The organism is Streptomyces sp. BBFR2 (genome assembly GCF_044497305.1).
GTDB lineage: Bacteria > Actinomycetota > Actinomycetes > Streptomycetales > Streptomycetaceae > Streptomyces.
Genome location: NZ_CP172415.1, coordinates 4,568,502 through 4,588,643 on the forward strand (window position 1 = coordinate 4,568,502; position 20,142 = coordinate 4,588,643).

Sequence of the window (20,142 nt, forward strand, 5' to 3'; positions counted from 1 at the left end):
CGGGAGCCGTACGAGGGGTGCGGCGGGGCCGTACGAGGGGTGCGGCGGGGGCGTGCGGGTGCCTCCCGTGCGCCGGGCGGCCGGGCGGCACCGCGCCGGTGCGGAGCCGTCTCCCGCGCGCCCGGGCGGCGCCCCATGGCGTCACACCGGCCGGGGCGCCCGTCGCCGGCCTCCGTACGCCGGGGGCGGGTGCGGCTGCCCCGCGCGCTCCCGCCGGAATACCGGCCTCCCGTACCCTCCCCGCTCTGACCTGCGCGGATGACGCCGCGCCCGGTGGTCCTGACCGGACGGGGCGGTCGCCATACTGGGGGTATGGCGAAGAGCAGACGCGGGCGCGGCGGCGCGGAATCCGTGGTGGAGACGGTGGACGGCGGCGTCGCCGAACTGCGGCCCGACCGCGACCGGCCCCGGGCCCGGACGCTGCTGATCGACGGTGCCCCGCAGTCCTTCGTCGACCTCGACGCCCCGGAGTACCTCGACTTCTCCTACCAGCGGCGCCTCGGCCACGCCGTCGATCTCGTGGTGCCACCGGGCAAACCGCTGCGCGCCGTCCACCTGGGCGGCGGCGCCCTCACGCTGGCCCGTTACGTCGCGGCGACCCGGCCCCGCTCCACCCAGCAGGTCGTGGAGATCGACGCGCCGCTGGTCCAACTGGTGCGCCGGGAGCTGCCGTTGGAGAGCGGCTGGCGCGTCCGGGTGCGCGGCGGCGACGCCCGCGAGGCGCTGGCCAAGGTCCCCGACGGCTGGGCGGACCTGATCATCGCCGATGTCTTCCGGGGCGCCCGCACGCCCGCGCATCTGACCAGCACCGAGTTCGTCACCGACGTCCGGCGGGCGCTGGCGGACGGCGGCTGGTACGCGGCGAACATCGCCGACGGGCCGCCGCTGCGGTTCCTGCGCGGCCAGATCGCCACCGTCGCCACCGTCCTCCCGGAGCTGGCGCTCACCGCCGACCCGGCCGTGCTGCGCGGCAAGCGGTTCGGCAACGCCGTCCTGCTCGCCGCCGCGCACCCGTTGCCGGTCGCCGAACTGACCCGGCGCGCCGCGAGCGATCCGCAGACCGGCCGCGTCGAACACGGCCGGGCCCTACGCGACTTCACCGGCGGCGCGACCCCGGTCACCGACGCCACAGCCGTCGCCTCCCCGCAGCCGCCACCGGACGTTTTCGCCTGAGGAGGCGGGCAGGCGGGCGCGGAGGGGCGGGGCCGGGGCGGGTGCCAGGTACCGCGCCGCGCCTTGCCCGCGCCGAACGGGCGCCGCGCCGCGCCTTGCCCGCGCCCGACGGGACGGCCGGGCCGGACACCGCGCCGAGCCGGTACCGGGTCTCGTACGGAACCGGCGCGGCCAGGCGCCGGACACCGCGGCGGACCGGTACCCGCACCTCGTACGGCACGAGCCCCGCCCCGCCCCACGCCACGCCGCCCCGCCCCGCCCCGAACGAGCCCGGACGGGGCGGTGTCCGTCACACCCGGCCCGCCCCACGCCCGGCCGCGCCGCGTGGCCGGGCCCCGCGCCTCACTCCGGCCCGCTGCCGCTACTGCTACTGCTACTGCTGCTGCTGCGCTGCCTGCTCTCGCTGATCTGCACCACCGGTGAGTGACCGTCGTCCCAGGTGCACAGCACGGTGGCGTGACGGTCGCCGCCGCCGCTGGTGAAGTCCACGCGGATCAGGCCGTCCTGCTTCCACACCTGCATCTCCCAGCCCGCCTCCGGCGTCGCGGACACCAACTGCGCCGAGTCGGGCCGCAGGTCCAGCGCGACCCGGCCGCCCGACGTCGTGAAGCTCTTGACGGTGCCCTCGCCGTCCAGCGTCACGGCGGTCGGCGGCGGGGAGGGCCGGTGGCTCGGCTCCGGGCGGGCGGGCGGCGCGGGGCGCGACGGGGTCGGGGACGGCGAGGCGGTGGTCGGCGTGGGGGAGGGCTTGGGGCGGTGGGTGGAGGACGCCTGCGGTGCGGCCGTCGCCGACGAGGGCGCGGCCGCCGCGGAGAGCGGGACCGCGCGCGGCGGGTCGTACGCCGTACCGGACAGCACCGCGTGCACCCCGAACCACGAGAGGGCGACCGCGCCGCCGGTCGCCAGCGTCCACGCCCCCGTGTGCATCAGCCCGCGCCGCATCCGGCTCATCCCCGCACCTCCCGCCACCCCGCGCCCGGTCTGCGGGCCTGCCCGCGGCGCCACCGGGCAGCCGTCAACTCCGCGCCGGACGATACCCCCGTATGGCGTACGGTGCCGCCCATGGCAAGTGTGCTCGTCGTCGAGGACGACCCGTTCGTCCGCTCGGCCCTCATCCGTCATCTGACCGAGGCGTCCCACACCGTACGGAGCGTGGGCACCGCCCTGGAGGCGCTGCGGGAGGTGGCCCACATCGGCTTCGACGTGGTCGTCCTCGACCTCGGGCTGCCCGATCTGGACGGCGCCGAGGCGCTGAAGATGCTGCGCGGTGTGACCGATGTCCCCGTGATCATCGCCACCGCCCGGGACGACGAGACCGAGATCGTCCGGCTGCTGAACGACGGCGCCGACGACTACCTGACCAAACCGTTCTCGGTGGAACACCTCTCCGCCCGGATGGCGGCCGTCCTGCGCCGCTCCCGTACGGGCGGCGCCGCGGAGACCCCGTCCCGGGTGGTGCGGATCGGCGGCCTGTGCGTCGACCCGCTGCGCCGCGAGGCCACCTTGGAGGGCGCCGTCCTCGACCTGACCCGCCGCGAGTTCGACCTGCTGGCCTTCCTCGCCGAACGCCCCGGCGTCGTCGTCCCCCGCAAGGAACTCCTCGCCGAGGTCTGGCAGCAGTCCTACGGCGACGACCAGACCATCGACGTCCATCTCTCCTGGCTGCGGCGGAAGCTGGGGGAGACCGCCGCCCGGCCCCGCTATCTGCACACCCTGCGCGGGGTGGGCGTGAAGCTGGAGCCGCCGCGGTGAGATGGGCCCTGGTCAAGGTGGCGCTGGCGGTCACCGCGATGGTGGTGGTCGCCTTCGCCGTGCCGCTGGGCCTCGTCGTCAAGGAGATGGCGCGCGACCGGGCGTTCTCCAACGCCGAACGGCAGGCCGCCACCATCGGCCCCGTCCTCGCCATCACCACCGACCGCACTCAGCTCGAACGTGCCCTGGCCAGCGCCGATGCCGGGCCCGGCTGCCGGATCGGCATCCACGTCCCCGGCGACGGCAAGGGCACCCGCCCGGTCGGCATCGGCTTCCGCCGCGCCTCGGACCGCGACGTCGCCTCCGTCGTCGCCCTCGGCCGCGCCTCCATCGCCTCCGTCCGCGGCGGCTCCTCGCTGCTCCAGCCGACGGCCGTGGCGTCCGGCGTCGCCGTCGTCGAGGTGTACGTACCGGACGCCGCGCTCGGCAACGGCGTCGTGACGTCCTGGCTGGTCCTCTCCGGCGTCGGTCTGGCGCTGATCGTCGGCTCGGTCGCGGTCGCCGACCGGCTCGGCACCCGGATGGTCCGCGCCGCGAAACGGCTGGCCGGCGCCGCGCACCGGCTGGGCACCGGCGAACTCGGCGTCCGCGTCCCCGAGGAGGGCCCCAAGGAGCTGCGGTCGGCGGCCACCGCCTTCAACTCCATGGCCGACCAGGTCGTCCAGCTCCTCGCCAACGAACGCGAACTCGCCGCCGACCTCTCCCACCGGCTGCGCACCCCGCTCACCGTCCTGCGGCTGAACGCCGCCTCGCTCGGCGACGGCCCCGCCGCCGACCACACCCGGGCCGCCGTCGAGCAGTTGGAACGCGAAGTCGACCAGATCATCCGCACCGCCCGGGAGCAGAAGTCGCACTCGCAGAAGGCGGCGGCCACCGCCGGGTGCGACGCCGCCGAGGTGATCCGCGAGCGGATGGCGTTCTGGTCCGCGCTGGCCGAGGACGAGGGCCGCACCGCCCGGGTGGCGGGCGCCCACCGCCCGCTGCGCGTCCCGGTGGCCCGCCCCGATCTGGCCGCCGCCCTCGACGCGATGCTCGGCAACGTCTTCCGCCACACCCCCGAGGGCACCGCCTTCGCCGTCGACGTCCACCACGCGGGCCCGGCCGGGAACGCCGTCATCGTGCTGGTCTCGGACGCAGGACCCGGCATCGACGACCCGGACGCCGCACTGCGCCGCGGCCACTCCGGCGGCGGCGACGGCTCGACCGGCCTGGGCCTGGACATCGTCCGCCGACTGGCCGAGTCCACCGGCGGCGACGTCCGCATCGGCCGCTCCGTCCTGGGCGGCACCGAAATCCGCGTCTGGCTCGCCCTCGACGGCCACCCCCCACCCGACACCCCCCGCCACACCGGCACCCACCGCCTCCGCCGCCGCCTCCCACTCCGTACCCGCCGCGGGGGGAGGGTGAGCTGACGGGGTGCCGGGTACGAGGCGCGGGCCGGGCGGCAGGACCGAGGCCCGGACCGGAAGACGGGCCCTGGGCACGAGCCTGGGCGGGGCGGGCGTTGGGCCCGAGCGGCGCTCCTTTTTGGGGGGCTTGGGTGCGGCCCGGGGCGACGGGGCCGGGCGCAGTCCCGGGGTGAGTGGGTCCGGGCGCGGCCCGGGGCGGGCGGGCCGGGTGACGGGGCCGATGTCCCATGTCCGATGTCCGAGGTTCAACGTCCGCTCCCCTGGGACGGTCAACGTCCGACCGGCCCGGAGGCCCAACGTCCCACACCTGACGCCGAACGGCCGATGTCCGAGGTCCAACGTCCGAGGTCCGATGCCCGCGCGGCGGCCCAACGTCAGACGCCCAACGTCCGACGCCGAAGGTCCAACGCTCGAGGTCCGACATCGGACACCCGGCCCCCACCCATTCGGACACCCGGCCCCCACCCACACGGAACAGGGGCGCACCCCCCATGCGCCCCGGAGCGCCCCGAACACCGACCCGCGCCCCTCCACCACGTCCCCCGTCCCGCCCGCACACCCGGCCCCACCCGGCAACTCCCGTACGGTTCCCCACGTTCACGCCACCCACGGACCGCCCCGGCGTTCCGCACCACCGCACCACCGCACCACCGCACCACCGCACCACCGCACCACCGCACCACCGCACCACCGCACCACCGCACCACCGCACCACCGCTCCTCCCGCGACGACAGGCAGGTGTACGCCATGAGTTCCCCGGTCCCTCACCGCCGTACGAGCCGCTCGGCCAAGCTGTTCTCGGCCGGGGTGGCTCTGGCGGCCACCGCCGGCGCCGTGTTCGCCGCCCTCGTCCCCACGCCCGCCACCCCACCGGCCCCCACCCCGCGGACCGCCGCACCCGCCGGCCCCACCCCGTACAAGGCCACCCGTTCACCCGGGACGTCCCACTCACCCGGGACTCCCCACTCACCCGGGACGACCGAGGAACCCGCCGCCCCGCGGACGACCGCCGCCTTCTCCCCGTACGTCGACACCTCGCTCGACCCGGTCCCCGACCTCCTGGCGACGAAACGACGGACCGGCACCGGCCACTTCACCCTCGCCTTCCTCACCTCCGACGGCGGCTGCGAACCGGCCTGGGGCGGCGAGGTCCCCCTGGACGAGGACCCCGTCGCGCGCCAGATCGACGACCTGCGGGCGGCCGGCGGCGACGTCCGCGTCTCCTTCGGCGGCGCCGACGGCTTTGAACTCGGCCTGGTCTGCGACTCGGCCGAGGCCCTCACCGCCGCCTACGCCAAGGCCGTCGACCGCTACCGGCTCACCGCCGTCGACTTCGACATAGAAGGCCGCGCCCTCGGCAGAACCGCCGCCAACACCCGCCGCGCCCGCGCCATCGCCCGTCTCCAGCGCACCCACCCGGACCTGGACGTCTCCCTCACCCTGCCGGCGATGCCCGACGGCCTCACCGACGACGGCGTCCGCCTCGTCACCGACGCCCGGCGCCACGGCGTCACCGTCTCCACCGTCAACATCATGGCGATGGACTACGGCCCTTCCCACGACGGCGACATGGGCCGCTACGCCATCGAGGCGGCCACCGCGACACGGCGTCAGTTGACGGACGCCCTCGGGCTCGACGGCGCGGAAGCCTGGCGGGCCGTCGCCGTCACCCCGATGATCGGCGTCAACGACGTCCGGACCGAGACCTTCACCCCCGGCGACGCCGCCGAACTCGTCGCCTTCGCCCGCGCCCGGCACCTCGGCGGCCTCTCGATGTGGTCCGCCGCCCGCGACCGGCCCTGCCCCGGCGGACCCCGCCGCTCCGCCTCGCCCACCTGCAGCTCCATCGACCAGCGGCCACTGGAATTCACCCGGACGCTCGCCCGCTACACCGGCTGACGCACCGGCGCCCTTCCCGGCGGCCGCCGCCTCGCCGCGTAAACCGGCTGACGCACCGGCACCCTTCCCGGCCGCCGCCTCGCCCGTACACCGGCTGACGCACCGGCACTCTCCCCGGCCGCCGTCGCCCCGCCCCGTACACCGGCTGACGCACCGGCGCCCTACCCGGCGGCCGCCGCCTCGCCGCGTACTCCGGCTGACGCACCGGCACTCTCCCCGGCCGCCGCCGCCCCGCCCCGTACCGTCTCCCGGAACGCCGTCGGGGTGGTGCCGGCGTTCCGTTGGAAGAACTTCGTGAAGTTGGCGGCGTCGGCGAAGCCCAGCCGCCCGGCGATGGCCGCGGCTGAACCGTCCCCGTGCGCCAGCAGCCGCTTCGCCTCCAGCACCACCCGCCGGTCGATGAACTCCTTCGCCCCGATCCCGGCGCTCGCCTCCGTCGCCCGCGACAGCGTCCGCGGCGCGTACCCGAGCGCTCGCGCGTAGTCCGCCACCCGGCGGCTGGACGCGAAATCCCGCTCCACCGCGTCCCGGAACCGCAGGAACGTCGCCCCCGCCGCGCACTCCGCGTCCGCCGCGGGCACCTCCGGATGCGCCACCCGCAACACCAGCACGGCCAGCAGATGCCGCAGGACGTCCAGATGCGCCGCCCACGGCAGCCCGGCCCGCTCCCCGAACTCCTCGTGCAACTGCCCCAACGCCGCCCGCGCCCGCTGCGCCGCCGCGCCCTCGGGATGCCGGACGACCGGGCCGTACCAGTCCTCGACCCGCGCCGCGGACGCCGTCGCCGGATCCAGGAACCCGGGCTCGAACAGCACCAGCAGCCCGTCCGCCCGCGACAGGTCCCCGAAGTGCTGCACCTGCCCGGGGCGCGACCACAGCCAGTCGCCGGGGCCGACGGAGTGCTCCGTGAAGTCGACGGTGTGGCGCAGCCGGCCGCGCGCGACGGTCAGCAGATGGTGGAAACCGGGCCGGTGCGGGGTGGCCAGCCGGCAGGCGTCGGCCCGCGCGCGCAACTCGGCGAGGGTCAGCACCTCGACCCCGGACGGCCGCCCGGCCGGCGCGGAGAACGCCACCTCCGGAATCTCCCGCCCGACGGCCGCCTCCCGATCCTGTCGCATTTTCACCACCACACGTCCCATGTCCACCGCGATCCACGCACCTGACGGCTCTAGCGTAGAAGACATCGGCCCGGCCGATGACCGAAAACGTCCAGCCCGCCCAGGATGCGGCAGACCCCAGGAGAGACCATGTCCACGCTCGCGATCTTCGGCGCCAACGGCACCATCGGCAGCCGCGTCGTCCAGGAGGCCCTCCGCCGCGGCCACCAGGTCACCGCGGTCGTCCGCGACCCGGCGAAGCTCACCCTCAGCGACCCGAACCTGACCGTCACCACCGGCGACGTCCTCGACCCGGCGTCGGTCGCGAAGGTGGCCGCCGGGCAGGACGCGGTGATCAGCGCGGTCGGCGGCGGTGACGGACCCGGCCACATCGCCACCATCCGCCCCGCCGCCGAAGCGCTCGTCGCCGGTCTGCGCACCCTCGGCGACGCGGCGCCGAGGCTGCTGACCGTCGGCGGCGCCGGCTCCCTCCGCAAGCCGGACGGCACCCAGGTCTGGGACGCCGAGGGCCTGCCCGCGTTCCTGCTCCAGATCATGCACGCCCACGGCGACGCGCTGGACTTCTACCGCACCGTCTCCGACATCCGCTGGACCAACCTCAGCCCCGCGGCCCTCATCGAGCCCGGCGAGCGCACCGGCACCTACCGCACCGCCCTCGACGACCTGATCGTCGACGCCGACGGCACCAGCCGCATCACCGCCGAGGACTACGCGGTCGCCCTCCTGGACGAGGTCGAGCAGCCGCGGCACACCGGCGAGCGCTTCACCGTCGGCTACTGACCGCCCGCGCCCGCCGCACCCGCCACACGACGGGAGGGGGAGACCGACGCCCGGTCTCCCCCTCCCGTTTCCGCAGGTCAGCGCAGGTTCATCGCCTCGCGCAGCGTGCGGAACAGATCCGTCTGGTTCGTCACGCCCAGCACCCGGTACGCCTTCGGGCCCTGCGCCGCGATCCGCACCTCGGTGCCGGTGTGCTCCTGGGACTCGCCCGGCGCGTTGGTCCCGTAGCTGACCTTCAGCGGCTGGCCCTCATCGGTGACGAGCGTGGAGGTCAGCCCGGGCGGCGCCGCGTCCAGCGGAACGATCTGGCTGGCGTGGCCGTGGTCGGCGGTGGTCACCACGAGCGTGTCCGGGTGCTTGGCCGCGTAGTCCCGGGCGACCTTGACGGCACGGTCGAACGCGGCGGTCTCGCCGATCTGCCCGCACGGGTCGGCCGCGTGGTCCTGCTTGTCGATCGAGGCGCCCTCGATCTGGAGGAAGAAGCCCTTCTTGGCGTGCTTCTGCTTCGCCTCCAGGAGCTGGATCGCCTTCGTCGCGGAGTCGGCGAGGCTCGGCGTGGCGCCGGGACGGTCCGGGTTGGAGGTCACACAGCGCTGCGGGTCGGTGCCGCCCTTGGCCGCCGGCTTGCCCGTCCACTCGGTGGGGACGTTGCCCGGCGCGAAGAGCCCGAGCACCGGCTTGCCCGGCTTGACCGCCTTCATCGACGCGTCGTCCGTGACGACCTGGTAGCCGAGCTTCTGCGCCTGCCCGGTCACCGTCAGACCCTTGTACCGCCCGTCGGTCACCTTCTGGTCGAACCGCTGCTTACCGCCGCCGAAGAGCACATCGACCTTGTGGTTGACGGACTGCTCGGCGATCGACCCGGGCCCGCCGTTCGCCAACGCGTCGGTGGGGCACTTGGCCATGTCGGCCGGGCCCTGGCAGGAGCGGTCGGTGACGTGCGAGGCGAGCACCGCGGGGGTCGCGTCGGTGAGTTCGGCGGTGGTGACGGACCCCGTCGCGTACCCGCCCTTCTGCGCCAGCTCCAAAATTGTCGGCACCGCCTTGTCGGTCCCCGGCGTCTTGGAGATCCGCCCGTTCACCGTCTTCTGCCCGGTCGCCCACCCCGAACCGCTCGCCGCCGAGTCGGTCACGTAGTCCGGCGTCCCGTCCTTGTGCACGGCGTACGTGGTGTACGCGCCGGTGAGCGGGAAGCGGTCCATGTTCAGCCGGCCGTCGGCGCCGACCGTGTAGTCCCGGGCGAGCGTGATCTCCGAGTCGCCCATCCCGTCACCGATCAGCAGGATGACGTTCTTCGCCTTCCCGCCCTTGATGGCCTGCTGCGCCTGCCCCTTGGTGTCGGAGGCGCCGGCGGCGGTCGTGACGGCCACCGCGGCGGTGGTCGCGGCCACCACGGCGGCGGCGATCGTGAGATGACGGCGAACGGGTCTGGGCATGGAACGGCTCCTCGAAATTTCCGCGGGGCGGGTGACGACGAGACGTACACCACCAGCCACCGGTGAAGCGCGGGTGACGCTCCGGCGGTACTGCGGCATCCGGGACATGACACACGGATGCCGGACCGGGCCCGTACGGAAGGAAGCGGAGCCGCGTCATCTGCGGCGCCCCGGAAAGCGAGAAGCGGCGAGGGCCCGATCCGCTTTCGCGAACCGGGCCCTCGCCGTTGGGGTGAGTAACGGGACTTGAACCCGCGACATCCTGGACCACAACCAGGTGCTCTACCAGCTGAGCTATACCCACCATGACCGGTGCTGTGTGGTTCCTTTTCCCCACCGGCTGAGAAAAAGTGTACAGGGTCCGAAGGGGTGCTCGCTCCCGGCTCTGGCTCTGCCGGGAGCGAGCTGCGTCACTACGGCGTGGACGGTGCCACCGGCGGCACCACGTGCTTGGCCGCGAGCGCCTTGGCGGTGTCCGAGTCCGGGCCGGGCTGCGGTACGAAGACCGCCTCCCGGTAGTAGCGCAACTCCGCGATGGATTCACGGATGTCGGCCAGCGCCCGGTGGTTACCGCTCTTGTCCGGACTGTTGAAGTACGCCCGCGGATACCAGCGCCGGGCCAGCTCCTTCACCGACGACACATCGACGATCCGGTAGTGCAGATAGTTCTCCAGCGTCGGCATGTCGCGGTGGAGGAAGCCCCGGTCGGTCCCGACGGAGTTGCCGCACAGCGGCGCCTTGCCGGCCTCCGGCACGTGCTGACGGATGTACGCCAGCACCTGCTCCTGGGCGTCCTCCAGCGTCGTGCCGGCGTCCAGCTCGTCCAGCAGTCCGGAGGCGGTGTGCATCTCGCGCACCACCTCCGGCATGGTGGCCAGCGCCTCGGCGGGCGGGCGGATGACCACATCCACGCCGTCGCCGAGTACGTTCAGCTCCGAGTCGGTGACCAGGGCGGCCACCTCGATGAGCGCGTCGTTCGCCAGCGAGAGACCGGTCATCTCGCAGTCGATCCACACCATGCGATCGTTCATACGACTCACCCTACGGGGCGCTCACGCTGGCTGGGCAGCACGGGCCGTCCGGCGCCCCGCCCGACCGGTGGCTCCGGAAGGCGTGCCGCATAGGCGTCCGGCTGCGGTTTGCCGGCCTCCGCATCGGCGGTGGCCAGCGCCGCGGCCGGATTGGCCAGCGCCGCGAACCGGTCGCCCATCGGAGCCGCCCGCTCGCCCCGCTCCGTCCGCAGCCCGCCCTCGGGCGCACCGCCCTGCGGCCGCCGGGCCCGGTACGCCGCGCGGTACGCCGCGGGCGAGGCACCCAGTTGCCGCCGGAAGTGGCCGCGCAGCGCGACCGGCGAACGGAAACCGCAGCGCCCCGCGACCTCGTCGACCGAGTAGTCGGAGGTCTCCAGCAGCCGCTGGGCCTGGAGGACCCGCTGCGTGATCAGCCACTGGAGAGGGGCGCTCCCGGTCAGGGAGCGGAACCGCCGGTCGAAGGTGCGACGGCTCATATAGGCGCGGGCCGCCAGCGTCTCCACGTCGAACTGCTCGTGGAGGTGCTCCAGCGCCCAGGCGACGACCTCGGCGAGCGGGTCGGCGCCGATCTCCTCCGGTAAAGACCTGTCCAGGTAGCGCTGGTGCCCGAGATCGGCCGCGGTGCGCCGGGGCGGCACGACCAGCCTGCGGGCCAGTGCGTTCGCCGCGTCCGCGCCGTGGTCGCTGCGCACGATGTGCAGACACAGGTCGATACCGGCCGCGGTCCCCGCCGAGGTGAGCACATCGCCGTCGTCGACGAAGAGTTCACGCGGGTCCACATGGACGGACGGATAACGCTTGGCGAGCGTCGGCGCGTACATCCAGTGGGTGGTGGCCGGGCGGCCGTCGAGCAGTCCGGCCGCGGCGAGGACGAACGCCCCCGTGCACAGCCCGACGATCCGGGCCCCTTCCTCGTGCGCGCGGCGCAGTGCGTCGAGCGCCGCGGGCGGCGGGGCCTGGGTGATGGAGCGCCAGGCCGGTACGACGACCGTCCCGGCCCGGGCGATGGCTTCCAGCCCGTAGGGGGCGGAAAGTTCCAGCCCCCCGGTGGTGCGCAAAGGCGCGTCTTCGCCCGCGCACACAAGCAATCGGTATCGGGGAACGCCCGCGTCCTGGCGGTCGATTCCGAAGACCGAGAGCGGTATGGAGCTCTCGAAAATGGGGCCGCCGCTGAAGAGGAGCACCGCGACTATTTCGCGGCGTCGTCGGGCAGCGAGCTTGCGTGCGGGATCTGGTACGGCAGCGGAGTCCTGGCTCATGGCACTTAAGCCCCCCTCGGTCGTCTCGCCCTCTCGGTACTGCACAGCTCCCCCGCCATAACTACCAAGATCGAATCTACTGTGTCCCGTGAGGATGGCGTGCCAAGTTCACCACCCGCTGGTATGTCGATATGGCAACTTGGCGCGAAGCATTCGATCACGAAGCGTTCCACTCGTCGGGCCTCCAGGGAAAGTGCGCGTCTCGGCTCTGCCCGTTCGCAGTAGGGCACAACCATGCCGAGCGGTCCTTTCCGCCCTGCTCACGCCGGGGTTGAGGGGTGTCCGGGGTGGGGTGGTGATCCGGACCCGAAGTTGGCTGAAAACGGTTGTGGAGGGGGTTGTGCGCTCCCTTCATGGGCCCTGCGTACGTGTCGGAACACCCCTTGCTCCGATGCGCCCCCGCCCGCTTACGTCCCGCTCTGTCCTGATGTGCGGCTGCCGTCACGGCAGTCACAGGGGTTACGGGCGGGGTGCGGTCCCGGCGGGTGTCGCGCCGTGCGGGCCAGGGGCTGCCGCCGGGTGCCGGACGGCGGTGGAAGGACCGGCTCCGCGCGGCGGTCCGGGGCTCCGGAGGCGGTGTGGATGGCCGGAGATCGCCACACGTGTCTCATGCGGTACGTACGGGGCAGGCCGGGGCATTGCCAACCGGGCCGTGCTCCGGCATGCTCCGGGGAACCGTTCGAGGGGCACACCCCTCCCCGTGCGGGCACGTCGGTCGCCTCCGCGGCCCCTGGGCAGCGGAGGAGTGGCGCCGTACTCTTGGGGTAAAGCCTTGGGAAGATGATTCCCGGTCGTATCGTTCTTCGTTGAACTAAGACGTCGGCCTCTCGATCGGGCCAGCTCAGTCAACTGCCGGATCAAGTCACACGCCGTCCCCCGTTCACCCTCCGCAAGAGGACGTTCTCGCCGAGACACCAATGGCCGGTCACGAATTTTCCGAACCCGCGCACCGCAAGCAGGTGGCCGACCCGCTGGCCGACCTCCGGGCGGCGGAAGAGGCACACCATCCCTGTGATCCCGCGTTCCGGCACGGCGTCGTCGTCGGCTTCGACGGATCGATGTCGAGCGAGCGGGCGTTGGCGTATGCAATCGGTATGGCGCGGCGCCTCGGCTCGGGCCTGATCATCGTGCATGTCGCCAACAGGCTGCCGACGACCGTCTGGGCGGGATGCGAGCCGCCCGTCTTCGTGGACGTCCCCGATCACCGCACCGAGGTGCTGGGCCTGGAGCTGGCCTGCGCCGATCATCTCTCCGAGGTGCCCTGGATCCTCGTCGAGCGGGGTGGGGACATCTGCCACGAACTGGAGGAGGTCGGGCGGGAGTACGAGGCCGACGGGATCGTGGTCGGCTCCACCCACGGCATCGTGGGGCGGATCTTCGGCTCCGTCGCCGGGCGGCTGGCGCGCCGCGCGCAGCGCCCGGTCATCGTCATCCCCTGAGCCCGGTTCGCCGGGCCGGTTTCCCGGGTCCGGGGCTCCGGGCCCGTGGCCCGGCCCTTCCGCCCGGCTTTCCCCACGGCTTCCGCGTCGTCCTCCGGGGCGTGCGGCGCCCGGGGTACCCGGTGTTGCCCTGGAAGGCCGTCCCGTCCCTCTCCGTGCCCGTGTGTGCCCGTGTGCGGCTCCTCGGGAGGCGTCCGGATCTCCCCGGAGTGTGCACAGTTGCGGCCAAGACATGGGGATTGCGGGCAGTCGTGAGATCAACTGCCGTACCGAGGTGGATTGTGACGGTGTGACGGGTAGATACCGGTCGGGCGCGAGGGCCCGTCCGGGCAGGTTCCGGGCGTGTCAGGAGCGTGCCGCCGACCGGGAGATGACGGTTACCGGCGCGGCGGCATCCGCCGGCGTATGGGCGACGCCGGCAGCAGGGGAGGCGGCGGCTCCGTGCGGCGTGGTGGCACGCACGGAGCCGTCGGCCGTTCCGCCGGACTACTCCACGGTCACGGACTTGGCGAGGTTGCGCGGCTTGTCGATGTCGCGGCCGAGCGCCAGCGCCGTGTGGTGGGCGAGGAGCTGGAGCGGGATGCCCATCAGGATCGGGTCCAGCTCCGGCTCGTTCTTCGGTACGACGATGGTGTGGTCGGCCTTCTCCTGCTCCTGGTGGGCGACGGCGAGGATGCGGCCGCTGCGGGCCTTGATCTCCTCCAGCGCGGCGCGGTTCTTCTCCAGCAGCTCGTCGTCGGGCACGATCGCGACCGTCGGCATCGCCGGCTCGATGAGCGCCAGCGGGCCGTGCTTCAGCTCCGACGCCGGGTACGCCTCGGCGTGGATGTACGAGACCTCCTTGAGCTTCAGGGACGCCTCACGGGCCACCGGGTAGCCGCGCACCCGGCCGATGAACATCATCGACCTGGCGTCGGCGTACAGCGCCGAGAGCTTCTTGATGTCGTCCTCGCCCTTGAGGATCTCGTCGATCTGGCCGGGCAGCTTCCGCAGGCCCTCGATGATCCGCTTGCCGTCCGCGACGGACAGGTCACGGATGCGGCCGAGGTGCAGGGCGAGCAGGGCGAACGAGACCACCATGTTGGTGAAGCACTTGGTGGAGACCACGCAGACCTCGGGGCCGGCGTGCACGTAGATGCCGCCGTCGGTCTCCCGGGCGATCGCCGAGCCGACCACGTTGACCAGGCCCAGCACGCGGGCGCCCTTGCGCTTCAGCTCCTGGACGGCGGCGAGCACGTCGTAGGTCTCGCCGGACTGGGAGACGGCGACGTAGAGGGTGTCGGGGTCGACGACCGGGTTGCGGTAGCGGAACTCGGAGGCCGGTTCGGCGTCCGAGGGGATGCGGGCCAGCTCCTCGATCATCTGGGCGCCGATCTGGCCGGCGTGGTACGAGGTGCCACAGCCCAGGATCTTCACCCGGCGCACCGCGCGTGCCTCGCGGGCGTCGAGGTTGAGGCCGCCGAGGTGGACGGTGGCGAAACGGTCGTCGATCCGGCCGCGCAGCGCCCGGTCGACCGCCTCGGCCTGCTCGGAGATCTCCTTGTGCATGTACGTCTCGTGGCCGCCCAGGTCGTACGACTCGGCCGCGTACTCGACGGTCTCCGGCGTCGCCGTCGTCCGGGAGCCCTCGGTGGTGTACGTGCGGTAGTCGTCGGCCTTGAGGGTGGCCATCTCGCCGTCGTCGAGGGTGACGACCTGGCGGGTGTGGGAGACGAGCGCGGCGACGTCGGAGGAGACGAACATCTCGTGCTCGCCGATGCCGAGGACGACCGGGGAGCCGTTGCGGGCGACGACGATGCGGTCCGGGAAGGCGGCGTGCAGCACGGCGATGCCGTAGGTGCCCTCGATGTGGCGCAGCGCCTCGCGGACCTTCTCCTCCAGCGTCTCGGCGGTGGAGCGGCCGATGAGGTGGGCGAGGACCTCGGTGTCGGTCTCGGAGGCGAACTCCACGCCGTCGGCGGTCAGCCGGGTCCGCAGCTCGGAGGCGTTGTCGATGATGCCGTTGTGGACGACGGCGACCTCGCCGGTGGCGTCGAGGTGCGGGTGGGCGTTCTCGTCGGTCGGCGCGCCGTGGGTGGCCCAGCGGGTGTGGGCGATGCCCGCGGTGCCCTGGAACCGCTTGGGCAGCCTGGCCTCCAGGTCCCGGACGCGGCCCTTGGCGCGGGCGGTCTTCAGGCCGGCGGCGGACTTGCCGGACGCCTTGGCGTGCAGGGCGATGCCCGCCGAGTCGTAGCCGCGGTACTCCAGGCGCTGCAGCCCCTCCAGCAGCAGCGGCGCGACATCGCGCTTACCGATGTATCCGACGATTCCGCACATGGGGTGAGCCTCCTGGGTGATGTGGTGGCGGGCCGCGCGGCGCGCGATGGGACGCGCTGCCGGTGCGCGGCGGCCGCGCGGGTGATGACGTAAGAACGGATGGAACGGAAGAAACCGGAAGAAAGGGGTGTGGGGATGGCGGATGGGCCGGTGCGGGAGACCGCGGTGCGGTCAGCCGTAGACCATGCGGCGGAGCTGGCGGGCCGTGAGATCCGGTGGTGTCACGGCGCGGTGCGGCAGTTCCTGCCGGATGCGCTCGAAGATCGCGTCGTTGCGCAGTCCCTGGTGCTGGAGCTCGCGGTGGCGGCGGCGGACGAACGCCTCCGTCGTCTCGTCGAAGTACGCGAGCACGTCCAGCACCACCCGGGTGGCCTCACCGCGCTGCAGCGGTGTGCTGCGCGTCAGGTGGTCCACCAGGTCGTCGTGGAGGGCGGGGCGGGTGTCCGCGCCGCGGGCGGGGGGTTCGAGCACGGATCGATACTGCGGGGGAGCGGAGCGTTTCGCAAGAATCCTGCCCGATATCGGGCAGGATCGTGGCGAGGCGGTCGGGAATGGATCCATGCCTTGACCCGGAAGGGGGTGCGCGGTACGCATGGTGACCGTTCGGTCGCTCCATGCCATGTTCGACATGCCATGCACGATGCTCGCCGAAGGGATCGTCGATGAGACGACGCAGACTCCTGAGTTCCCTGCTGCTGGTGACGGCCGCCGGGATGTCCACCGCCGCGGCGCCGCCGACGGCCGCCGCGGCACCGGCCGCCACCCCGCTCGACCAGGTCATCCCCGCCCCCGCCGCGGTCCATCCGGGCGGGGGCGCCTACACGCTCGGCGACCGGACCGCGATCCGGGTCTCCGGCGGCGCCGAGGCCCGGCAGGTCGCCGGGTACCTCGCCGGGGTGCTCCGCCCCGCCACCGGCTTCGCGCTGCCCGTCACCACCCGCTCCGGATCGGACGGCATCGTCCTGAAGCTCGGCGGGCGGGACACCGCGAAGCTCGGCGCCGAGGGGTACCGGCTGGAGTCCGGGCCCCGCGCCGTCACCGTCCGCGCGGCCCGTCCGGCCGGGCTCTTCCACGGCGTCCAGACGCTGCGTCAGCTACTGCCGCCGTCCGTCGAGCGCCGCACCGAGCAGCCCGGCGCCTGGCGGATCGCCGGCGGCACCATCACCGACACCCCGCGCTACGGCTACCGCGCCGGGATGCTCGACGTCTCCCGGCACTTCTTCGGCGTCCAGAAGGTCAAGCGGTACATCGACCAGCTCGCCCTCTACAAGATCAACACCCTGCATCTGCACCTCTCCGACGACCAGGGCTGGCGCATCGCGATCGACTCCTGGCCCAAGCTCACCTCGCACGGCGGCAGCACCCAGGTCGGCGGCGGGCGCGGCGGCTTCTACACCAAGGCGGACTACCGCGAGATCGTGAAGTACGCCGCGAGCCGCTATCTGACGGTCGTCCCGGAGATCGACATGCCGGGCCACACCAACGCCGCGCTCTCCTCGTACGCCGAGCTGAACTGCGACGGCAAGGCGCCGCCGCTCTACACCGGCACCGACGTCGGCTTCAGCTCGCTGTGTGTGCCGAAGAAGGTGACGTACGACTTCGTCGACGACGTCATCCGGGAGCTGGCCGCGATGACGCCGGGCCGCTATCTCCACATCGGCGGCGACGAGGCGCACTCCACCAGCCACGACGACTACGTCACCTTCATGGACAAGGTGCAGCCGGTCGTCGCGAAGTACGGCAAGACGGCCATCGGCTGGCACCAGCTCACCGGCGCGCACCCGGCGAAGGGCGCCATCGCGCAGTACTGGGGCTACGACGCGACCTCCGCCGCCGAACGGCAGCAGGTCGCCGACGCGGCGGCGCACGGCACCCGGGTGATCATCTCGCCCGCCGACCGCTCGTACCTCGACATGAAGTACGACAAGAACACGCCGCTGGGCCTGGCCTGGGCCGGTTACGTCAGCGTGCAGCGCTCCTACGACTGGAACCCGGCCACGTATCTGCCGGGCGTCCCCGAGAAGGGGGTGCTGGGTGTGGAGGCGCCGCTGTGGGCGGAGACGCTGTCGACCTCCGCGCATCTGGAGTACATGGCCTTCCCCCGGCTGCCCGGCATCGCCGAGCTGGGCTGGTCCCCGGCGTCGGGTCGCGACTGGGACCGGTACAAGGTCCGGCTCGCCGCCCAGGGCCCGCGCTGGGACGCGATGGGCATCGGCTACTACCGCTCACCGGAGGTGCCGTGGCCTGCCCGGTCGTGAGGTGACGGCCCGGCCCGCGGGCCGGGGTGTGAGGTGACGGGCGGGCCGGTGCGGCCCGCCCGTCACCGTGCGCGGGGCCGTGGGGCGGGTGTGACGCAGACGGGCGGATGTGACCGACGGTAATGCCTTGACTGCGGGTTTCGGCCAGGTCAGGATCCCGAACGCCGGTCGGCAATGCCGAACCGTCGCCCGTTCCCGCACCGACCCTTCGCAGAAATCCGGGACTCTCATGCGTCTGCGTCACCCCGCCCTCAGGTCGCTGCTGACCTGCGCGGCCACTCTCGCCCTCGGTGTGCTGGGCCTCGCCGCGCCCACGCCGGCCGCCGCCTCGCCGCTCGACGTCCCGCCGCGGGGCGCCAACGACTGGTCGTGCAAGCCGGATTCGGCTCACCCGCAGCCGGTCGTCCTGGTCAACGGCACCTTCAAGCTCATGGCCGAGAACTGGTCCGCGCTCTCCCCGAAGCTCAAGGCCGCCGGGTACTGCGTCTTCGCGTTCAACTACGGCCATCTGGAGACCGACCCGATCGAGAAGTCCGCCGCCGAACTGAAGGACTTCGTCGAGGCGGTACGCGGCGCCACCGGCGCGCGGAAGGTCGACCTCGTCGGCCACAGCCAGGGCGGCATGATGCCGCGCTACTACGTGAAGTTCCTCGGCGGCGACGCGGTCGTCGACGACCTCGTCGGGATCGTGCCGTCCAACCACGGCACGGCCAATCCGCTGGCCCGGCCGCTCGGCGCGCTGTTCTGCCCCGCCTGCACCGACCAGATGGCCGGCTCGGCGCTGCTGCGGAAGCTGAACGCCGGTACCGAGACGCCGGCCGGTCCCGACTACACCGTCGTCACCACCCGGCACGACGAGATCGTGGTGCCGTACACCAGCGCACTGCTGAAGGGCCCGGAGAAGGCCGTCACCAACGTCGTCCTCCAGGACCGCTGCCCGCTCGATCCGTTCCTGCACGACCAGGCGACCAAGGACCCGGTCGTCGCGCAGTGGGTGCTGAACGCGCTCGGGCGGCGCGGGCCCGCCGATGCCGGGTTCCGGCCGACCTGCGTCGGCAGGGGCTGACCCGCCGGGGGCGGCCGCGTGACGCCGCCGCCCCCGGTGCGGCCGTCAGCCGACGCCCAGCTCCCGGGCGATCAGCATCCGCTGGACCTCGCTGGTGCCCTCGCCGATCTCCAGGATTTTGGAGTCCCGCCACATCCGGGCGACCGGGTACTCGTTCATGAAGCCGTAGCCGCCGTGGATCTGGGTGGCCTCGCGGGCGTTGGTGACCGCGATCTCCGACGAGTACAGCTTCGCCAGCGCCGCCTCCTTCTTGAACCGCTCGCCGTGCACCATCCGGGAGGCGGCGTCCCGCCACGCCAGCCGGGCGGTGTACGCCCGCATCTCCATGTCGGCGATCTTGAACTGGATCGCCTGGTTGCTGCCGATCGGTTTGCCGAACGCGTGCCGCTCATGGGCGTACTTCACCGATTCGTCGACGCAGCCCTGCGCCAGACCGGTGGCGAGCGCCGCGATGGCGATGCGGCCCTCGTCGAGGATGCGGAGGAACTGCGCGTAGCCGCGGCCCTCCTCGCCGACGAGGTTGGCGAGCGGCACCCGGACGTCGTTGAAGGAGAGTTCGCGGGTGTCCGAGGCGTTCCAGCCGACCTTGGAGTACGGGGCGGCGACGGAGAAGCCGGGGGTGCCCGACGGGACGATGATCGCGGAGATCTCCGGGCGGCCGTCGGGCTTGCGGCCGGTGACGGCGGTGACGGTGACCAGCCCGGTGATGTCCGTACCGGAGTTGGTGATGAAGCACTTGGAGCCGTTGATCACCCAGGAGTCGCCGTCGCGGACCGCGGTGGTGCGGGTGCCGCCCGCGTCGGAGCCGCCGTCCGGCTCGGTCAGCCCGAACGCGCCGAGCATCTCGCCGGAGCACAGCTTCGGCAGCCACTGCCGCTTCTGCTCCTCCGTACCGAAGAGGTACAGCGGCATCGCGCCCAGCGACACCCCCGCCTCCAGGGTGATCGCCACGGAGGAGTCGACCCGCGCCAGCTCCTCCAGCGCGATGCCGAGTGCGAGGTAGTCGCCGCCCATCCCGCCGTACTCCTCGGGGAACGGCAGCCCGAACAGGCCCATCCGGCCCATCTCGCGGACTATCGGGTACGGGAAGGCGTGCTGCTCGTAGAACTCGCCGATCTGCGGAGCGACGACGTCGTGCGCGAACGCCTCGACCGTGCGCCGGAGTTCTTCCAGCTCCTCGGGGAGACGGTGGTCCAGGGACATGG

General features: G+C 73.0%; 17 protein-coding genes and 1 tRNA gene. 8 read left to right on the forward strand and 10 right to left on the reverse strand.

What is annotated here, in order from left to right:
- Window positions 1–312 precede the first annotated feature (312 nt).
- Window positions 313–1,173 (forward strand): spermidine synthase, encoded by an 861-nt coding sequence (locus ACGH2B_RS18615; protein WP_399090675.1) that lies wholly within the window; start codon window positions 313–315, stop codon window positions 1,171–1,173.
- Window positions 1,174–1,515: 342 nt separating this feature from the next.
- Here ACGH2B_RS18615 and ACGH2B_RS18620 read toward each other — a convergent pair whose 3' ends face one another.
- Window positions 1,516–2,115: a hypothetical protein gene (locus ACGH2B_RS18620; RefSeq protein WP_399097107.1), complete on the reverse strand. Its 600-nt coding sequence runs from the start codon at window positions 2,113–2,115 to the stop codon at window positions 1,516–1,518.
- Window positions 2,116–2,235: 120 nt separating this feature from the next.
- Between ACGH2B_RS18620 and ACGH2B_RS18625 the strand changes: the two genes are divergently transcribed.
- A complete protein-coding gene (locus ACGH2B_RS18625; RefSeq protein WP_399090678.1) occupies window positions 2,236–2,925 on the forward strand; it encodes a response regulator transcription factor in 690 nt (229 codons plus the stop codon).
- Entirely contained in the window at window positions 2,922–4,337 is a 1,416-nt protein-coding gene (locus ACGH2B_RS18630; RefSeq protein WP_399090681.1) for an ATP-binding protein, read from the forward strand. Before ACGH2B_RS18625 ends, ACGH2B_RS18630 begins: the two co-directional genes overlap by 4 nt.
- A 594-nt stretch (window positions 4,338–4,931) precedes the next feature.
- On the opposite strand, the gene ACGH2B_RS18635 is transcribed toward ACGH2B_RS18630, so the two are convergent.
- Entirely contained in the window at window positions 4,932–5,084 is a 153-nt protein-coding gene (locus tag ACGH2B_RS18635) for a hypothetical protein (RefSeq protein ID WP_399090684.1), read from the reverse strand.
- On the opposite strand from ACGH2B_RS18635, the gene ACGH2B_RS18640 reads away from it, so the two are divergent.
- Window positions 5,083–6,234 carry a chitinase gene (locus ACGH2B_RS18640; RefSeq protein ID WP_399090687.1) on the forward strand — a complete coding sequence of 384 codons (1,152 nt, stop codon included), beginning with the start codon at window positions 5,083–5,085 and terminating at the stop codon, window positions 6,232–6,234. The two genes, ACGH2B_RS18635 and ACGH2B_RS18640, sit on opposite strands and share 2 nt — an antisense overlap.
- 161 nt (window positions 6,235–6,395) lie before the next feature.
- Here ACGH2B_RS18640 and ACGH2B_RS18645 read toward each other — a convergent pair whose 3' ends face one another.
- The gene (locus ACGH2B_RS18645) at window positions 6,396–7,352 is read right to left on the reverse strand and encodes a helix-turn-helix domain-containing protein (RefSeq protein WP_399090690.1); all 957 of its coding nucleotides are present in this window, start codon (window positions 7,350–7,352) and stop codon (window positions 6,396–6,398) included.
- A 129-nt stretch (window positions 7,353–7,481) separates the two neighbouring features.
- Between ACGH2B_RS18645 and ACGH2B_RS18650 the strand changes: the two genes are divergently transcribed.
- Window positions 7,482–8,132 carry an NAD(P)-dependent oxidoreductase gene (locus ACGH2B_RS18650; RefSeq protein WP_399090693.1) on the forward strand — a complete coding sequence of 217 codons (651 nt, stop codon included), beginning with the start codon at window positions 7,482–7,484 and terminating at the stop codon, window positions 8,130–8,132.
- Window positions 8,133–8,209: 77 nt separating this feature from the next.
- Here the strand turns inward: ACGH2B_RS18650 and ACGH2B_RS18655 are convergent, their stop codons facing one another.
- From ACGH2B_RS18655 to ACGH2B_RS18670, 4 genes are all read right to left on the reverse strand, one after another.
- Window positions 8,210–9,568: an alkaline phosphatase gene (locus tag ACGH2B_RS18655; RefSeq protein WP_399090696.1), complete on the reverse strand. Its 1,359-nt coding sequence runs from the start codon at window positions 9,566–9,568 to the stop codon at window positions 8,210–8,212.
- Window positions 9,569–9,796: 228 nt separating this feature from the next.
- Window positions 9,797–9,872: transfer RNA gene (locus ACGH2B_RS18660), tRNA-His, on the reverse strand.
- A gap of 109 nt (window positions 9,873–9,981) precedes the next feature.
- Window positions 9,982–10,599, reverse strand: a complete 618-nt coding sequence (gene orn, locus ACGH2B_RS18665; protein ID WP_399090699.1) for an oligoribonuclease — start codon at window positions 10,597–10,599, stop codon at window positions 9,982–9,984.
- 5 nt (window positions 10,600–10,604) lie between these two features.
- The gene (locus tag ACGH2B_RS18670) at window positions 10,605–11,858 is read right to left on the reverse strand and encodes a GlxA family transcriptional regulator (RefSeq protein WP_399090702.1); all 1,254 of its coding nucleotides are present in this window, start codon (window positions 11,856–11,858) and stop codon (window positions 10,605–10,607) included.
- Between the two features lie 917 nt (window positions 11,859–12,775).
- Here ACGH2B_RS18670 and ACGH2B_RS18675 point away from each other — a divergent pair.
- Window positions 12,776–13,297: a universal stress protein gene (locus ACGH2B_RS18675; protein ID WP_399090705.1), complete on the forward strand. Its 522-nt coding sequence runs from the start codon at window positions 12,776–12,778 to the stop codon at window positions 13,295–13,297.
- Between the two features lie 486 nt (window positions 13,298–13,783).
- Here ACGH2B_RS18675 and glmS read toward each other — a convergent pair whose 3' ends face one another.
- Entirely contained in the window at window positions 13,784–15,613 is a 1,830-nt protein-coding gene (gene glmS / locus ACGH2B_RS18680) for a glutamine--fructose-6-phosphate transaminase (isomerizing) (RefSeq protein ID WP_399090708.1), read from the reverse strand.
- Window positions 15,614–15,784: 171 nt separating this feature from the next.
- Window positions 15,785–16,084: a hypothetical protein gene (locus ACGH2B_RS18685; RefSeq protein ID WP_399090711.1), complete on the reverse strand. Its 300-nt coding sequence runs from the start codon at window positions 16,082–16,084 to the stop codon at window positions 15,785–15,787.
- 191 nt (window positions 16,085–16,275) lie between these two features.
- Here ACGH2B_RS18685 and ACGH2B_RS18690 point away from each other — a divergent pair, with 191 nt between their 5' ends.
- Together ACGH2B_RS18690 and ACGH2B_RS18695 are read left to right on the forward strand one after the other, a co-directional pair.
- Window positions 16,276–17,871, forward strand: a complete 1,596-nt coding sequence (locus ACGH2B_RS18690) for a beta-N-acetylhexosaminidase (protein ID WP_399090714.1) — start codon at window positions 16,276–16,278, stop codon at window positions 17,869–17,871.
- A gap of 229 nt (window positions 17,872–18,100) precedes the next feature.
- A complete protein-coding gene (locus tag ACGH2B_RS18695; protein WP_399090717.1) occupies window positions 18,101–18,937 on the forward strand; it encodes an alpha/beta fold hydrolase in 837 nt (278 codons plus the stop codon).
- Between the two features lie 45 nt (window positions 18,938–18,982).
- Here the strand turns inward: ACGH2B_RS18695 and ACGH2B_RS18700 are convergent, their stop codons facing one another.
- Complete coding sequence (locus ACGH2B_RS18700; RefSeq protein ID WP_399090721.1) at window positions 18,983–20,140, reverse strand: acyl-CoA dehydrogenase family protein; 1,158 nt, start codon at window positions 20,138–20,140, stop codon at window positions 18,983–18,985.
- Window positions 20,141–20,142: the final 2 nt, after the last annotated feature.

Coding starts and splice junctions, on each gene's coding strand:
- ACGH2B_RS18615 (WP_399090675.1), top strand. CDS start 313: ATGGCGAAGAGCAGACGCGGGCGCGGCGGCGCGGAATCCGTGGTGGAG.
- ACGH2B_RS18620 (WP_399097107.1), bottom strand. CDS start 2,115: ATGCGGCGCGGGCTGATGCACACGGGGGCGTGGACGCTGGCGACCGGC.
- ACGH2B_RS18625 (WP_399090678.1), top strand. CDS start 2,236: ATGGCAAGTGTGCTCGTCGTCGAGGACGACCCGTTCGTCCGCTCGGCC.
- ACGH2B_RS18640 (WP_399090687.1), top strand. CDS start 5,083: ATGAGTTCCCCGGTCCCTCACCGCCGTACGAGCCGCTCGGCCAAGCTG.
- ACGH2B_RS18635 (WP_399090684.1), bottom strand. CDS start 5,084: ATGGCGTACACCTGCCTGTCGTCGCGGGAGGAGCGGTGGTGCGGTGGT.
- ACGH2B_RS18645 (WP_399090690.1), bottom strand. CDS start 7,352: ATGCGACAGGATCGGGAGGCGGCCGTCGGGCGGGAGATTCCGGAGGTG.
- ACGH2B_RS18650 (WP_399090693.1), top strand. CDS start 7,482: ATGTCCACGCTCGCGATCTTCGGCGCCAACGGCACCATCGGCAGCCGC.
- ACGH2B_RS18655 (WP_399090696.1), bottom strand. CDS start 9,568: ATGCCCAGACCCGTTCGCCGTCATCTCACGATCGCCGCCGCCGTGGTG.
- orn (WP_399090699.1), bottom strand. CDS start 10,599: ATGAACGATCGCATGGTGTGGATCGACTGCGAGATGACCGGTCTCTCG.
- ACGH2B_RS18670 (WP_399090702.1), bottom strand. CDS start 11,858: ATGAGCCAGGACTCCGCTGCCGTACCAGATCCCGCACGCAAGCTCGCT.
- ACGH2B_RS18675 (WP_399090705.1), top strand. CDS start 12,776: ATGGCCGGTCACGAATTTTCCGAACCCGCGCACCGCAAGCAGGTGGCC.
- glmS (WP_399090708.1), bottom strand. CDS start 15,613: ATGTGCGGAATCGTCGGATACATCGGTAAGCGCGATGTCGCGCCGCTG.
- ACGH2B_RS18690 (WP_399090714.1), top strand. CDS start 16,276: ATGAGACGACGCAGACTCCTGAGTTCCCTGCTGCTGGTGACGGCCGCC.
- ACGH2B_RS18695 (WP_399090717.1), top strand. CDS start 18,101: ATGCGTCTGCGTCACCCCGCCCTCAGGTCGCTGCTGACCTGCGCGGCC.
- ACGH2B_RS18700 (WP_399090721.1), bottom strand. CDS start 20,140: ATGTCCCTGGACCACCGTCTCCCCGAGGAGCTGGAAGAACTCCGGCGC.